Annotated in this window: 11 protein-coding genes; 6 read left to right on the plus strand and 5 right to left on the minus strand. The window is 42.2% G+C overall.

All coding sequences use genetic code 11. The features are described from left to right. Window positions 1-200: 200 nt before the first annotated feature. A complete protein-coding gene (gene fabI / locus I8751_RS15720) occupies window positions 201-977 on the minus strand; it encodes an enoyl-ACP reductase FabI (protein WP_214440086.1) in 777 nt (258 codons plus the stop codon). Between the two features lie 524 nt (window positions 978-1,501). On the opposite strand from fabI, the gene ntcA reads away from it, so the two are divergent. The 3 genes from ntcA to I8751_RS15735 all read left to right on the plus strand — a co-directional run bounded on the left by ntcA (window position 1,502) and on the right by I8751_RS15735 (window position 4,326). Further along, window positions 1,502-2,173, plus strand: coding sequence for a global nitrogen regulator NtcA (ntcA, locus tag I8751_RS15725; protein WP_010998529.1), 672 nt, complete (start codon window positions 1,502-1,504; stop codon window positions 2,171-2,173). Between the two features lie 174 nt (window positions 2,174-2,347). Continuing rightward, the gene (locus tag I8751_RS15730; RefSeq protein WP_214440087.1) at window positions 2,348-3,838 is read left to right on the plus strand and encodes a DUF3084 domain-containing protein; all 1,491 of its coding nucleotides are present in this window, start codon (window positions 2,348-2,350) and stop codon (window positions 3,836-3,838) included. A 32-nt stretch (window positions 3,839-3,870) separates the two neighbouring features. Continuing rightward, on the plus strand, window positions 3,871-4,326 hold the full coding sequence (locus I8751_RS15735) for a pre-16S rRNA-processing nuclease YqgF (RefSeq protein WP_214440088.1): 456 nt from the start codon (window positions 3,871-3,873) through the stop codon (window positions 4,324-4,326). Between the two features lie 26 nt (window positions 4,327-4,352). Here the strand turns inward: I8751_RS15735 and I8751_RS15740 are convergent, their stop codons facing one another. Both I8751_RS15740 and I8751_RS15745 read right to left on the minus strand, forming a co-directional pair. After that, entirely contained in the window at window positions 4,353-4,616 is a 264-nt protein-coding gene (locus I8751_RS15740; RefSeq protein WP_214440089.1) for a DUF3146 family protein, read from the minus strand. Window positions 4,617-4,960: 344 nt separating this feature from the next. Next, window positions 4,961-7,117, minus strand: coding sequence for a polyribonucleotide nucleotidyltransferase (locus I8751_RS15745; protein WP_214440090.1), 2,157 nt, complete (start codon window positions 7,115-7,117; stop codon window positions 4,961-4,963). Between the two features lie 950 nt (window positions 7,118-8,067). Between I8751_RS15745 and I8751_RS15750 the strand changes: the two genes are divergently transcribed. The 3 genes from I8751_RS15750 (at window position 8,068) to I8751_RS15760 (ending at window position 13,215) form a co-directional block, all read left to right on the plus strand. After that, on the plus strand, window positions 8,068-11,325 hold the full coding sequence (locus tag I8751_RS15750; RefSeq protein WP_214440091.1) for a DEAD/DEAH box helicase: 3,258 nt from the start codon (window positions 8,068-8,070) through the stop codon (window positions 11,323-11,325). A gap of 577 nt (window positions 11,326-11,902) precedes the next feature. Continuing rightward, window positions 11,903-12,739 (plus strand): SWIM zinc finger family protein, encoded by an 837-nt coding sequence (locus I8751_RS15755; RefSeq protein WP_214440092.1) that lies wholly within the window; start codon window positions 11,903-11,905, stop codon window positions 12,737-12,739. A 164-nt stretch (window positions 12,740-12,903) separates the two neighbouring features. Further along, a complete protein-coding gene (locus tag I8751_RS15760; RefSeq protein WP_214440093.1) occupies window positions 12,904-13,215 on the plus strand; it encodes a CU044_2847 family protein in 312 nt (103 codons plus the stop codon). Between the two features lie 106 nt (window positions 13,216-13,321). Here the strand turns inward: I8751_RS15760 and psbC are convergent, their stop codons facing one another. Both psbC and I8751_RS15770 read right to left on the minus strand, forming a co-directional pair. Next, window positions 13,322-14,710: a photosystem II reaction center protein CP43 gene (gene psbC, locus I8751_RS15765; RefSeq protein ID WP_214440094.1), complete on the minus strand. Its 1,389-nt coding sequence runs from the start codon at window positions 14,708-14,710 to the stop codon at window positions 13,322-13,324. Next, window positions 14,694-15,405 (minus strand): photosynthetic reaction center family protein (locus I8751_RS15770; RefSeq protein ID WP_214440095.1); only part of this gene is annotated, 712 nt, incomplete at its 5' end. The genes psbC and I8751_RS15770, both read right to left, overlap by 17 nt.

The following is a 15,405-nucleotide window of genomic DNA, read 5'->3' on the forward strand; positions in this document are numbered from 1 at the left end:
GGGCATGGGGCATTGGGTATCCCTTCTCTTGCAAAGACGCTACGCGTAGCTTGCTTCCCCGGAGGGGTACAGGAATTAAAAATAAAATCGAGTCAATTCAATTTTTAATTTTTAATTCTTAATTTTTAATTGAGCGAAGCATGGGGCATAGGTTTTTCTGCTTCTATGCCCAATTCCCCATGCCCTATTCCCAAATCGTATTACATTCCCATGATTTCATATCCTGCATCTACATACAGTACTTGTCCTGTAATGCCACTGGCTAAGTCACTTGCCAAGAAAGCAGCAGTATTACCTACTTCTTGCTGAGTTACAGTGCGTCGTAAAGGTGCTACTTCCTCGACATGATGAATCATATCCAAAATGCCGCCTACTGCTGAAGATGCCAAAGTTCTAATCGGGCCAGCAGAAATCGCATTCACCCGAATATTCTGTAACCCTAGTTCAGCAGCTAAATAGCGCACACTTGCTTCCAATCCTGCTTTGGCGACTCCCATGACATTATAGTTAGGAATTGCTCTCACACCACCCAAATAGGTCAAGGTGATGATGCTACCTCCCTCTGTCATCAAAGGTTTAGCTGCACCACTCAACTGTACTAGTGAGTAAGTGCTGATTTCTAAAGCAGTGTTGAAACCGGAACGAGAGGTTTGGCTAAAACCTCCACTTAAATCGTCTTTATTGGCAAAGGCAAGACAGTGGATAAGAATGTCTAGCTTGCCCCATTTATCTTGGATAGTTTCAAAGGTAGACTGAATCTGTTCATCATTTTGGACATTACAAGGAAGAAATAAGCTGGGATTGAGAGGTTCTACCAATTCCGCAACTTTTTTCTCCATTTTGCCTTTGTCATCTGGCAGGTAGGTAATACCCAGATTCGCTCCGGCTTTGTGCAGTTGCTGAGCAATACCCCAAGCAATCGATCGGTTATTAGCAATACCCGTAACCAGGGCATTTTTTCCAGTTAGATTAAGCATAGAAATTGTCAATGCAAGCAATCACTAGGAGCATACTAGAATCTGATACCGACTTGCCATCAAAGATAATAATTCAGGCATCAAAAAAATTGAGGGGCGCAAAGGCAAGGAAGAGAGAGAGAAAAAATTGCTTCTTTATCTCCTTCTGTTCGCTCATCTCCCAAATGCTATTTCTAAATTCAACTTGAATATGAGGTAATTTTGTTTATGTTTTGCATAGAATTTGCAAAAATAATTATTAGAAAGTGTGTTTTCTGCAAAAAGAATCCTAGATATTCCTTAAGATATTCTCAAGATATCGTGAATTTTTCGACAAAAAACCTGATGACTACAACTGTGGAAGTACTTATAACAACTACTAGCTAAAAATATGAAAAATTATGTATCATTATGAACAAATAACTATCAAGTTTTGGTTTTGAGTATAGGAACGTACAGAAAGGTTGACGGTGCTTTATTGATTTTTCAGGTGTATTCTTAGGTAATCAGTTTTTGTTTTTCCGGCATTGGGTAGGGGAAGGGAGATGATCGTGACACAAGATAAAGCCCTAGCAAATGTTTTTCGTCAGATGGCGACCGGAGCGTTTCCGCCGGTTGTGGAAACGTTTGAACGCAACAAAACGATCTTTTTTCCTGGCGATCCTGCCGAACGAGTTTATTTCCTCTTGAAGGGTGCTGTTAAGCTTTCCAGGGTGTACGAGGCAGGAGAAGAAATAACGGTAGCGTTGCTGCGGGAAAATAGTGTTTTTGGTGTGTTGTCATTGTTGACAGGAAATAAGTCAGATAGGTTTTACCATGCGGTGGCATTTACACCTGTGGAATTACTATCGGCACCAATTGAACAAGTAGAGCAAGCACTTAAAGAAAATCCAGAATTATCAATGTTAATGCTGCGGGGTTTATCTTCGCGGATCTTACAAACAGAGATGATGATTGAAACCTTAGCTCACCGAGATATGGGATCAAGGCTAGTAAGTTTTCTATTAATTCTCTGCCGTGATTTTGGTGTTCCTTGTGCTGATGGAATCACAATTGATTTGAAGTTATCTCATCAGGCGATCGCTGAGGCAATTGGTTCAACTCGCGTTACTGTCACTAGGTTACTAGGAGATTTGCGTGAGAAAAAGATGATTTCTATCCACAAAAAGAAGATTACTGTGCATAAACCTGTTACCTTAAGTAGGCAGTTCACTTAAAAGCAATGGGGAGAATCGGAGTTGGCGTGTGTTGTGTTTTTAAAATATGCCACACTAATAGCTGGAAGAAAATCTAAATTCTTGAGTAATTTCAGCTATTGCCAATCTCCACCTCCTCCACAGATAATGATTGAAAGTAGTAGGCTGTATCTGGAAGCATTTCGGTAGCTGAAGATGACCACCGGGTACATCCTTATAGCAGCAATTTTAATTTTGGGAGGCGTGATTGCCACCGTTGGCGATCGCATTGGCACTAGAGTTGGCAAAGCGCGCCTCTCATTATTCAACCTCCGTCCTAAAAACACGGCTGTACTGATAACTATTTTGACTGGTGGTTTAATTTCGGCATCCACTCTAGGGATTTTATTTGCTGCCGATGAAGGATTACGGAAGGGTGTATTTGAGTTAGAAGATATTCAAAAAGACCTCAGGAACAAGCGGGAACAACTTAAAACTGCGGAAACCCAAAGAAGCCAGGTAGAAAGTGAGCTAAACCAGGCAAGAAAGGAGAAAACACAGGCACAGCAAGACTTGCAAGTAATTAATAAATCTTTGCAAGCGGCAAATGCCAAACAACGGGTAACACAAGCTCAACTAAACCGTACCATTAGCCAGCAAGCCCAAACTCAAACTCAGCTCCAACGTACTCAAAGTCAGTTAGGTAAAGTGGTAGCTCAATACCAACAAGCCATAACAGAATTGCAAAGCGTTTACGATCAAAGAAAAGCGCTACAAGTAGCAGTTGAACAACTTAAAACAGAACGTCAAAGACTATACGCCGAAGCGAAAAAAGCGATTGATCAAGCTAAAACAGCTATTGAAAAACGCGATCGCGAACTTGCCAATCGCCAATTAGCTATTGAATTACGCGATCAAAAAATTACTGAATTAGATCAACTGATTCAAAAACGTAATCAAGAAATTGCTTCACGAGAGCAAGTGATTGCCAAACGTGAATCTCGCCTCAAAGAATTAGAAAGACAACAGGATTATTTAGAACAAGAAGTAGCTAGACTCGAAAAATATTACCAGTCATATCGAGACTTGCGTTTGGGCAAACTAGCCTTGGTTCGTGGTCAAGTTCTGGCTGCTGCAGTCATTCAAGTTAACCAAGCTGCTGTTGCTCGTCAGGTGATAACGCAGCTTTTACAAGAAGCTAACCGCAATGCCAATCTTGAATTGACTGAACCTGGTACAAAGCCTGAAAATGTAGAAACATTGCGAATTACTCAGGAGAGGATTGAGCAACTAATCAAGCAGATTAATGATGGTCGAGAATACGTAGTGCGAATTTTCTCTGCTGGCAATTACGTCAGGGGAGAAAAACAAATAGAATTTTTTGCTGATGCGGCGCGAAATCAATTAGTCTTTTCCAAAGGCGAGGTGCTGGCTTCTACTACTGCCGATCCCAAAACTATGACATCTTATCAGATGCGACAAAGACTGGATTTGCTAATTTCTGCCTCCCAATTTCGTGCCCGTAATGCTGGAATAGTGGAAAATGTTCAAATAGATGGTACTTTTCTGCGCTTTATTGCTCAATTGCAGCAGTATGATCAATCATTAGATATTAAAGCGATCGCGGCAGAAGACACTTATACAGCTGGGCCTTTGAGAGTGAAATTAGTGGTAGTTGTCAATGGTCAAGTTATTTTGAGTACTTAAACAAATATTAAGATAAAGAAAACTCATTTAATATGACTTTCAGTGAATTTTCACCTACGCAACCAGTCATCTTGGGTTTTGATCCAGGTAAAGATAAGTGTGGTTTAGCGGTTATCGGATTAGATAGGCGGCTATATTATCATCAAGTTGTGCCTGCAAAAGAAGCGATCGCTACCATTGAAACCTTACGCCAAAGGTTTCCTATATCTTTGTTAGTAATGGGCGACCAAACCACAGCTAAACGCTGGAAACAGCAACTTTATCAAGAATTAGCAGAGCCGCTAAATATCATTTTAGTCAATGAACGCTACAGCACCTTAGAAGCACGCGATCGCTATTGGCAAATGTATCCTCCTAAGGGATTAACAAAACTCTTGCCACAGGGTATGCGGCAGCCGCCACGACCAATAGATGATATTGTTGCCATCCTGTTGATTGAAAGATACTTAAATCGCCTCACTGAATCAGCAATCAGGAGTGAGGAATAAAGAGTTACGTTATGAATTCATAACTTTTAAAGTTCTGCTCGAATAGTAAAAGCATAGTCTCCTCCAGGTTCTAATTGGTAATCTTGTTGCTCTAAGAAGCGGCCAAGAGGTTCTTTGATTAAGGCGCGACCTTGAGAAGGTTTGACAGACAGTTCTCCCTGGCGGAAATGCCACTGGAAATGCCACTCAAAGTCACCCGCGCTGACTTCGCCTTCAAGGAAGCCTTGTTGCCAGGATTGGCGGATAATTCTGACATGAGCGATGGTTTCTGGCAGGCGTTTGGCACTCACAATGCTTTATGTCAAGTGTGGAATAAAAGCTAACTATGTAGCCTACTTCTTTTATTTACCAAACATAGCTTAAATAGACAAACTGACAAAATGAGTATTTGTGGACAAAACTTTTTGCACCAAACGACTGAATTCGCGGCTACCCGAAAAATAAGGGCTTTTTACTGTGTTATGGGTGTTTGTTCGGTTGTTAATTATTTGCTGGAGTAGCGATAGTTTATTTAAGAGCCTAACGACTGAAGTCGTGCGGCTTTATTTTTAATAGTTAATTTAGAGAAGCATACGGCGATGCCTACAACAGAGGCATCGCGGATTTTAGATCAAATCTAAAATCCTAAATCGAGTTACCGATTCACTGCCGCAGCTTCTCGCGCCGCAGCTGCTTGATCTGGGTGTATACCCAAGCGTGTGAGATTAATCCGTCCCTTATTGTCAATCTCGCGCACTTTGATAATCACTTCATCTCCAATTGCAACTTCATCCTCAACTTTGCCCACACGGTAGTCAGCTAATTGAGAAATGTGAATCATGCCTTCTTTTCCAGGCAAAAATTCCACAAATGCACCAATTGGTATAATTCGAGTTATCCGACCTACGTAAACGTCCCCTTCATGCAGCTTGCGAGTCATGCCTTGCACGATGTTACGCGCTTTTTTGGCTTTGCTCTCATCCACAGCAGAAATTGTCACCGTGCCATCATCTTCGATGTCAATTTTGGCTCCTGTTTCTTCAGTGATGCCCTTAATTGTTTTACCACCAGGGCCGATGACTAGACCGATCATGTCTGGATCAATCTTGATTGTCAGTAGACGTGGAGCATAAGGTGAGGTTTCAGTACGTGGTTGCTCGATTGTTTGAAGCATTTTTTCTAGAATATGCAATCGGGCTGATTTAGCTTGGTGGACTGCTTGAGCAATGACTTCTAAGGACAGACCAGAGATTTTCATATCCATCTGTAATGCGGTAATGCCGCTATCTGTGCCGGCAACTTTGAAGTCCATGTCGCCCAAAAAGTCTTCAATACCTTGAATGTCAGTAAGAATTCTTACTTCTTCCCCTTCTTTAATCAGACCCATTGCTGCACCGCTGACGGGTTTGAGAAGTGGTACACCAGCATCCATTAAAGATAATGTGGAACCACACACTGAACCCATTGAGGTGGAACCATTGGAGGAAAGAACTTCCGATACGACACGAATCACGTAAGGAAATTGTTCTTTTGGTGGCAGCACAGGTAAGAGCGATCGCTCTGCTAAAGCGCCATGACCAATTTCACGCCTTCCAGGTGAACGTAATGGCTTGGTTTCCCCGACTGAGAAAGGTGGGAAATTGTAATGATGCAGGTAGCGTTTGGATTGGTCTGCTTGCAGATCATCGTTGAGGTTTTGAGCATCTCCCGGTGTGCCAAGAGTACAAGTAGATAATACTTGGGTTAGCCCTCTATTAAATAAACCACTGCCGTGGACTCGCTGAGGTAAGACCCCAACTTGACAAGAAACAGGACGTACTTCATCTAGTTTGCGACCATCAACACGTACATTCTCGTCAACGATTTGACGGCGCATGAAGTGTTTCGTAATATCTTTAAAAGTGTTCCCCAATGCCTTGCTGTTTACAGTTGCAGCAACTTTAATGGGGTCTTCTTCTGGTAGATCAGCGATCGCAGTGGCAATTGTTTCCTTGACTTCATCCAAAGCATTATCTCGTTCAGCTTTGGTGAATTCAAATTGAGACAGAATTTTCTTAATTTCATCGCTAGCGCGATCGCGGATATAATTTTCCAGCGTCTGGTCTACCTCTGGTGGTGCTTCTTGCACTATAGTCAGACCCAGTTCTGCTACTAGATCTTGCTGCGCTTTGATTAAATCTCGCACTGCTTCGTAGCCAAAATCAATCGCCTCGATAATATCTCGCTCTGGCAATTGATTTGCTCCCGCTTCCACCATGATCACGCCATGTGGTGAACCTGCCACTATCAGATCCAAGTCTCCAGCTTCAATTTCTGCATAAGTGGGGTTAATAATGAAATCATCTCCCACTAAACCGACTCGCACCGCTGCCATTGGCCCATTAAAGGGAATTTGAGCAATTAGGGTAGCAATTGAAGCGCCTGTAACTGCTAAAACATCAGGTGGAACTAACTCGTCCATCGACAATGTTAAAGCGATAATTTGCAAGTCGTCCCGCAACCATGAAGGGAATAAGGGACGTAGGGGACGGTCTATCAGACGGCTAGTGAGAATTGTTTTTTCTGGTGGACGACCTTCGCGCCGCATGATCCCTCCGGGAATCCTACCCGCGGCATATAGTCTTTCTTCGTAATCTACGGTAAGGGGAAGAAAATCAATGCCTTCTCTACCCTTTGATCGCGTAGCTGTCACCAAAACAGCTGTGTCCCCTGATTCTATTAAAACTGATCCACCAGCCTGGGGAGCTAGTAGGCCTACCTTCAGTCGAATATCCCGTCCATCGAAGGATATTGACTTATCAACTTCTGCCATTCAGTTTTTTTTCCTTCTGTTTTCGCTATTCTCTCTGTGGCAATCCTAACATTTATGCCCTAAGGCTGACTTCTGTTACATACAAAGCTCAACAAGTCGTTTAATACCAAGCACAATACATCCACAGCAGTAAATTTGACTGCAATTTGCCTGATTACCTAAGCAACTTCTCTGCGAGAAGCTACGCCAACGAAGAGGAAATAGGGAACAGGAAGAAGAATTAGTGCCGAATCAAGGTTTTAAGCCGTACTTCTACTTCTCTACGAGACGCTTCCGCGAAAGTCCCTAGTGTTCACTAAGCTTTGTCAAAGTGTGGGCGGTAAAGTTTGTCCCTGCCCCTTCTCATATCGTTACACTCAGAATAGACCCAACAATACCAAATCCTCACGACTGCCAAAGTCTAATTGAAGGTATATTAGTGTCAAAGACCAAATCGTACATCACTCACTCGTAGCTAAGTTAAGATATTATATTTGCTATCAATCGTCCTCAGCGCTGACCATGCAAACCTAGTTGTACAATAGAACCAGCGCGGCAAGTATAGCTACACCGATTGGGGAAAAGTTTGGTTTTAAATAAATAAAACACTTTTCGCTTGTAAATGTCTTGGATGCCTAGACAAAAAAGTCATCCTGACTCAAGTAGTAAATCATAAATTCTGTCTAAGAGAGGTTGCTTTTGGGCATAAATTTTACATTCGATAAATACATAACATGTATTAATACCCTTATCACCTCTTAATTTTTAGTCATTTTTATAATATTTTCCTACTGCTAAACTTTTTTATCTAATAAAAATAGAAATTTTTAAATAGTTAAGCCTGTAAAAGTTAATTACGAAAAATACTACATTCACTGTAAGGATTCAATATAATTATTAGTCCGCTGATAAAAATCAATATAAACAAGCATTCAGCACCTAATATTGACAAAAATTTGAGTATTTAAAAAATGGCGATTTTACACGGGAATTGGTTACACAAAAATCAAAATAGTTGTTTATTCGTTTGGGGAGAAACTTGGCGTTCATCGCGGGTAAATTTTGAGTTAAATGAATCTACAGACATACCACTACATCCATTGGCTATGACATCTGTGGAGTTGAGTGAGTGGTTACGATCGCATGACATCACCTTGGGTAATTCGCAAAAAGTAAAAATTCCTAACTTAATGCAGCAATCCCAAGTTGCGTTAGCAACGAACAGCAAAACACGTAAAGGAACAAGTTCTAAAGAGATAAATTTGCCAACCAATTTCCAAATAATTGCTTTACCCACCCATATTTTAGACAACAGTAAAGCAGCCAACGCATCTATGTTCCCTGTGCATTCTGCCAGCTTGGAAATTGAAATAGACTCACCTCAATATCTGCAACCGTGGCGAGTTGAAGGTTTTTGCCTCAACCCTAGCGAAGCAATTAGATTTCTGACTTCTATTCCCCTGAATGCTGCTAATGGAGAAGATGCCTTTTTAGGTGGAGATTTACGCTTTTGGTCACAGATTGCCCGTTGGAGTTTAGATTTAATTTCACGCTCAAAGTTTTTACCTACTATCCAGAGGCAATCTGATAGTTCTGCGATCGCTAAATGGCAAGTACTCTTAGATAGTGCTGTAGACGGAACTCGCTTAGAAAAATTTTCTGCAAAGATGCCATTAGGTTGCCGCACATATCAACAAAATGTTGAACTGGCAGAAAAATACTTAGCAGTAGATTTGCCGGTAGAACCTCAAGAATTGTTGCTGGAATTTCTCAACAGTATGGTAAATGCTCAAGTGCAGGGGATGGTGGGTTCTCAACCCCTAATTGAAGCTAAGGCAATGGCATCTTTACCAACGGGAGTAAGACAATGGTTGCAGGCTTTAACCAGTACATCTTCTGGTGCAGTCAATGCTGACGTGATAGGCGTGGAAAGGCTGGAAAGCGCACTCAAAGCTTGGACAATGCCACTGCAATATCAGTTGACAGGGAAAAAACTGTTTCGCACCTGTTTTCAATTGCGGTCTCCAGAGTCTGGGGAAACAGACTGGATATTGGCATATTTTCTCCAAGCGGCTGATGATGCAGACTTTTTGGTAGATGCAGCCACAATTTGGAATAACCCAGTTGAACAATTGGTTGAACAAAATCGCACCATTGACCAACCCCAAGAAACATTTTTAAGGGGTTTGGGGTTAGCTTCGAGATTGTATCCAGTAATTGCACCCAGCTTAGAAACTTCATCTCCCCAATTGTGTCATCTCAATCCATTACAGGCTTATGAATTTATTAAGTCTGTTGCTTGGAGGTTTGAAGATAGTGGTTTAGGGGTGATTTTACCTCCCAGCTTGACGAACCGCGAAGGATGGGCAAATCGTTTGGGGTTAAAAATTACTGCCGAAACACAAAAGAAAAAGCAGGGAAGACTAGGGTTGCAGAGTCTGCTAAATTTTCAGTGGCAATTGGCAATTGGGGGACAGACTATTTCTAAGGCTGAGTTTGATCGGCTGGTGGCGTTGAATAGCCCACTAGTAGAAATTAATAACGAATGGGTGGAGTTACGACCCCAAGATATTAAGACAGCCCAAGCCTTTTTTGCTTCTCGCAAAGACCAAATGGCACTTTCTTTAGAAGACGCTTTGCGCCTCAGTACTGGGGATACCCAAGCAATTGAAAAATTACCAGTGGTAAGCTTTGAAGCATCAGGGGCATTACAAGAGTTGATTGGGGCTTTAGCAAATAATCAAGCGATCGCACCTTTACCCACACCAGCCAGTTTCCAAGGACAGTTGCGTCCTTACCAAGAACGAGGTGCTGCTTGGCTGGCTTTTCTGGAACGTTGGGGTTTGGGTGCTTGTCTCGCAGACGACATGGGACTTGGTAAGACAATTCAGTTTATTGCCTTTCTCCTACACCTTAAAGAACAGGATGCATTAGAAAAACCAACTCTTTTGGTTTGTCCAACTTCTGTTTTAGGTAACTGGGAACGGGAAGTTAAAAAGTTTGCTCCTAGTTTAAAGGTTTTGCAATATCACGGCGATAAGCGCCCTAAAGGTAAGGCTTTTACAGAAGCAATCAAAAATCAAGACTTAGTTATTACTAGTTACTCACTAGTTTATCGGGATATTAAATTATTACAGAGCCTTTCTTGGCAGGCGATCGTTTTAGATGAAGCTCAAAATGTGAAAAATCCAGAGGCGAAGCAGTCACAAGCGGTGCGCCAATTAGAAACAACATTTCGCATTGCCTTGACAGGGACACCAGTAGAAAATAGATTGCAAGAACTTTGGTCTATTTTAGATTTTCTCAACCCTGGTTATTTAGGCAATCGACAATTTTTCCAGCGGCGCTTTGCCATGCCAATTGAAAAATATGGTGATATGGCTTCTTTAAATCAATTGCGTTCATTAGTTCAACCTTTTATTCTGCGCCGACTGAAAACTGATCGCGATATTATTCAAGATTTGCCAGAAAAGCAAGAAATGAATGTATTTTGTGGTCTCACTGCCGAACAAGCTACCCTCTATCAACAAGCAGTAGAGGCATCTTTAGTAGAAATTGAATCTGCTGAAGGACTACAGCGGCGAGGGATGATTTTAGCTTTATTAGTCAAACTCAAACAAATTTGCAATCATCCAGCCCAATATTTAAAAGTAACTACATTAGAACAACATCATTCAGCCAAATTGCAACGGCTAGAAGAGATGTTAGATGTAGCTTTAGCAGAAGGCGATCGCGCTTTAATATTTACTCAATTTGCTGAATGGGGTAAATTACTTAAACCTCATTTAGAAAAACAGTTAGGGCGAGAAATATTGTTTTTATATGGCAGCACCAGTAAAAAACAACGTGAGGAAATGATTGACCGTTTCCAAAACGATCCCCAAGGGCCACCAATTATGATTCTCTCTTTGAAAGCAGGTGGAGTGGGACTCAACTTAACTAGAGCAAATCATGTTTTTCACTTTGATAGATGGTGGAATCCTGCTGTAGAAAATCAAGCCACAGACCGAGTATTTCGCATTGGTCAAACTCGCAACGTACAAGTACATAAATTTGTCTGTACAGGCACATTAGAAGAAAAAATTCATGACATGATCGAAAGTAAAAAGCAATTAGCTGAACAAGTAGTTAGTGCAGGTGAAGAGTGGTTAACTGAAATGGATACAGACCAACTCCGTAACTTACTAATACTTGATCGTAGTGCTGTAATTGAAGAGGATGAAGGATAATTTCATATTTATATTATGGCAAGAGACGCGATAAATCACCGTCTCTACGAAGAACTGATTATTGTAAAAACGGTGGTTCACCGCGTCTTTGTTCCGAACATGAATTATCGCATTCTGAACAGGAACTGTGGTGTTTAGAACATAAGCTTTCGCGTTTAAAATATGAACTGTCGAGTTCTGAACATAAACTTTCGCGTTTAGAACATGAACTGTCGAGTTCTGAACATGAACTGTCGCGTTTAGAATATGAACTTTCGAGTTCTGAACATGAACTGTCGAGTTCTGACCATGAACTGTCGCGCTTAGAACATGAACTGTCGCGTTTAGAACATGAACTTTCGAGTTCTGACCATGAACTTTCGAGTTCTGGACAACAACTTTTGCATTCCGACGTAAGCAAGCACTGTTTGATGCCTAACTGTTTGTTTCTGCCAAAACTACTTGGCTTTAAACTGAGGAGGTGCGGCAAAAAGCCCTTGCCCTATCTTCCCTCGATAGCTTCTGCCGACAATTTGCCAAAGGCTTAGGACAAATTGAAACCCATCCCCTGTTTTAATGTTGAACTTTGATATTGATTATGACTAATGACACTTTACAAGCAAGCCGCGAATGGTGGTCACAGCGTTGGCTAGAGTTACTTGATTCCTATCGCTTTAAAAAGCGTTTAGAACGTGCTAGAAATTATGCCCGTCAAGGCAATGTTTTAAGCATTGAGTTTAAAGGTGCAAAAGTCTTAGCTAAGGTGCAAGGTAGCGAAGTAGAACCTTATAAACTTTCTTTATCACTTGATGCTTTTAGTGATGAAGAATGGGGCTATGTCATTGAAACCATGTCCCAAAAAGCAATTTTTGCCGCCAAGCTTTTAGCAGGAGAAATGCCACAAAACATTGAAGAAGTATTCACAACCAATGGTCTTTCGTTATTTCCTTTTACCCTATCGGATGTTCATGGTAAATGCTCGTGTCCTGATAAAGCAAACCCCTGTAAGCATATTGGTGCAGTTTACTATCAATTAGGCGATAGATTCAGCGAAGACCCATTTGTACTTTTTCAATTGCGTGGTCGAACTAAAGAGCAAATTATCAAAGACTTACGCCAACTGCGAGGCGCTAAGGCTGAAATTCCGACAAAGGAAACCTCTCATGTTCCCCAGTCCAGACCCAACCCCCAGTATTCCACAAACATTCAGTCTTTCTGGCAATATCATGAGCCGTTAGAGTCTTCTTTAGTGGTAATTGTACCATCGAGTAGTGAAACAGTGCTAGATACATTGGGAGCGATTCCCCTAGGCAAAGCACAAGAAAGTGTAGTAAATTTAACTGCGAGCGATGTAGTAATGAAGTACTTGGATACTCTTTACAAAGAGGTTAGCCAAAAGGCCATCTTAGCAGCCATGAATGTGGGAGATGCTTAGATAAGCAATTATCACCATCTTTTCTAGTCCCCTACTTACCTTGCTCAGCTTCGTATATAGATCTGCTGATGCGTCTCAGGAAGAGGGGATTATCTTTAGATAGTCAGTCGTATTAATTACCAGTAATTAAATGATATTTAAACGGAGCAATCAATCAAAACAATATGGAAATCCAAAGCAGAATTATTTCCGTAGAACTTACTGATGGTACAAGCATCAAAGTTGAAGTTACCCCAATTGATGAACGTAAAATAACCGTTCAATCACGGTATTTTAACGAAATAACTGCTGTTATTGAATCCCTAACGAAAGAAATTGCCCAAGTCTTGCAGAATGCAAAACCAGATAAAGCCAGCGTCAAATTTGGTATAGAAATAGGTATTGAATCGGGTAAACTTACACCTTTGCTAGTCAAAGGTACTTCCACAGCTAATTTAGAAATCACCTTGGAGTGGAATAACAACTGTTTTGATTGACCATAGACAAATAGCATTTACTATCTAATACATAAGAAAAAGCTCTTGCTTTTACACAAGAGCCACTAAAGCATTCGATTGTCAGTGATGAAAATAATTTTGCAACCTAGTCGAGGTCATTCATGAACAAGACTGGCTCAGTCTCACGGTTGATTCCTTTCTCAAAACCACCGGCGGCGGCGCGGGCGCGACCAGCGTGCCACAAGTGACCGATTAAGAAGAAGAAACCTAACACAAAGTGAGAGGTAGCCAACCAAGCACGAGGAGATACGTAGTTGAAAGAGTTGATTTCAGTAGCCACACCACCCACAGAGTTCAAAGAACCCAGAGGAGCATGGGTCATGTATTCAGCGGCACGACGAGCTTGCCAAGGCTGAATGTCATTCTTAACTTTTTCTAAGTCAAGACCGTTAGGACCACGTAGAGGCTCTAACCAAGGGCCACGGAAATCCCAAAAGCGCATGGTTTCACCACCGAAGATGATTTCACCAGTGGGAGAGCGCATCAAATATTTACCCAGACCTGTAGGGCCTTGGGCGGAACCGACGTTAGCACCCAAACGTTGGTCACGAATCAAGAAGGTCAAAGCTTGAGCTTGAGAAGCTTCGGCAGCAGTAGGACCGTAAAATTCGCTGGGGTAAACGGTATTGTTGAACCAAACCATGCAGGAAGCGATGAAGCCCATTAGGGACAAAGCACCCAAGCTATAGGAAAGGTAAGCCTCACCAGACCAGATGGATGCACGACGTGACCAAGCAAAAGGCTTGGTGAAGATGTGCCAAATACCGCCAGCAATACAAATTAAGGCGATCCAAATGTGTCCACCGATGACATCTTCCATGTTATTGACGCTGATAATCCAGCCGTCGCCACCAAAGGGAGACTTAATTAAATAACCAAAGATAACTGCTGGATTCAGTGTTGGATTGGTAATAACGCGAACATCACCACCACCAGGTGCCCATGTGTCGTAAACACCACCAAAGAACATTGCCTTCAGTACCAACAGCAGCGCTCCACATCCCAAAATGATTAGGTGGAACCCGATGATGTTAGTCATCTTGTTCTTATCTTTCCAGTCATAACCAAAGAAAGAGGAGTACTCTTCTAAGGTTTCTGGGCCACGAACGGCATGATAAATACCACCAAAACCCAATACGGCTGAAGAAATCAGGTGGAGTACACCAACGACAAAGTAAGGGAAGGTGTCAATTACTTCACCACCAGAACCAACACCCCAACCCAAGGTTGCGAGGTGAGGTAGTAAGATTAAGCCCTGCTCATACATGGGCTTTTCAGGGATAAAGTGAGCGACTTCAAATAAAGTCATCGCTCCAGCCCAGAATACAATCAAACCAGAATGGGCAACGTGGGCACCAAGTAGTTTGCCAGATAAGTTAATCAGACGAGCGTTACCAGACCACCAGGCAAAACCACTGGATTCTTGGTCACGGCCACCGCCTAAGGCTGTAGATCTATTAGAGAGCGTTACCACGAGGTAGAACCTCCTCAGGGAATATAAATTGTTCGTGAGGCTGATCTTGAGGAGCCATCCAAGCGCGGATACCCTCATTCAGCAAAATGTTTTTGGTATAGAAGGTTTCAAACTCTGGGTCTTCTGCCGCGCGCAATTCTTGTGACACGAAGTCATACGCCCGCAGGTTGAGTGCTAAACCAACAATCCCGATTGATGCCATCCACAAACCAGTGACGGGTACAAACAGCATAAAGAAGTGCAACCAACGCTTGTTGGAGAAAGCAATCCCGAAAATCTGTGACCAGAAACGGTTTGCTGTCACCATTGAGTAGGTTTCTTCGGCTTGGGTGGGATTGAAGGCGCGGAAGGTGTTAGAACCTTCGCCATCTTCAAATAGGGTGTTTTCTACTGTCGCTCCATGAATGGCACACAATAGCGCACCACCCAATACTCCTGCTACACCCATCATGTGGAAGGGGTTGAGTGTCCAGTTATGGAAACCTTGTAGGAATAACAAGAAGCGGAAAATGGCTGCTACACCAAAGCTGGGTGCAAAGAACCAAGAAGATTGTCCCAAGGGATACATCAAAAAGACGCTGACGAATACCGCAATCGGGGCTGAAAATGCCAAAGCGTTGTAAGGACGAATCCCTACTAGGCGCGCAATTTCAAATTGCCGCAACATGAAGCCAATCAAAGCAAAGGCTCCGTGT

Origin of the sequence: Atlanticothrix silvestris CENA357, from assembly GCF_016056295.1 — a bacterium.
GTDB lineage: Bacteria > Cyanobacteriota > Cyanobacteriia > Cyanobacteriales > Nostocaceae > Atlanticothrix > Atlanticothrix silvestris.

What these genes read in the sequence shown, in the direction of transcription:
- I8751_RS15745 (WP_214440090.1), bottom strand. Translation starts at nt 7,117, where the DNA reads ATGGCAGAAGTTGATAAGTCAATATCCTTCGATGGACGGGATATTCGA.
- fabI (WP_214440086.1), bottom strand. Translation starts at nt 977, where the DNA reads ATGCTTAATCTAACTGGAAAAAATGCCCTGGTTACGGGTATTGCTAAT.
- I8751_RS15730 (WP_214440087.1), top strand. Translation starts at nt 2,348, where the DNA reads ATGACCACCGGGTACATCCTTATAGCAGCAATTTTAATTTTGGGAGGC.
- I8751_RS15750 (WP_214440091.1), top strand. Translation starts at nt 8,068, where the DNA reads ATGGCGATTTTACACGGGAATTGGTTACACAAAAATCAAAATAGTTGT.
- ntcA (WP_010998529.1), top strand. Translation starts at nt 1,502, where the DNA reads ATGATCGTGACACAAGATAAAGCCCTAGCAAATGTTTTTCGTCAGATG.
- I8751_RS15735 (WP_214440088.1), top strand. Translation starts at nt 3,871, where the DNA reads ATGACTTTCAGTGAATTTTCACCTACGCAACCAGTCATCTTGGGTTTT.
- I8751_RS15755 (WP_214440092.1), top strand. Translation starts at nt 11,903, where the DNA reads ATGACTAATGACACTTTACAAGCAAGCCGCGAATGGTGGTCACAGCGT.
- I8751_RS15760 (WP_214440093.1), top strand. Translation starts at nt 12,904, where the DNA reads ATGGAAATCCAAAGCAGAATTATTTCCGTAGAACTTACTGATGGTACA.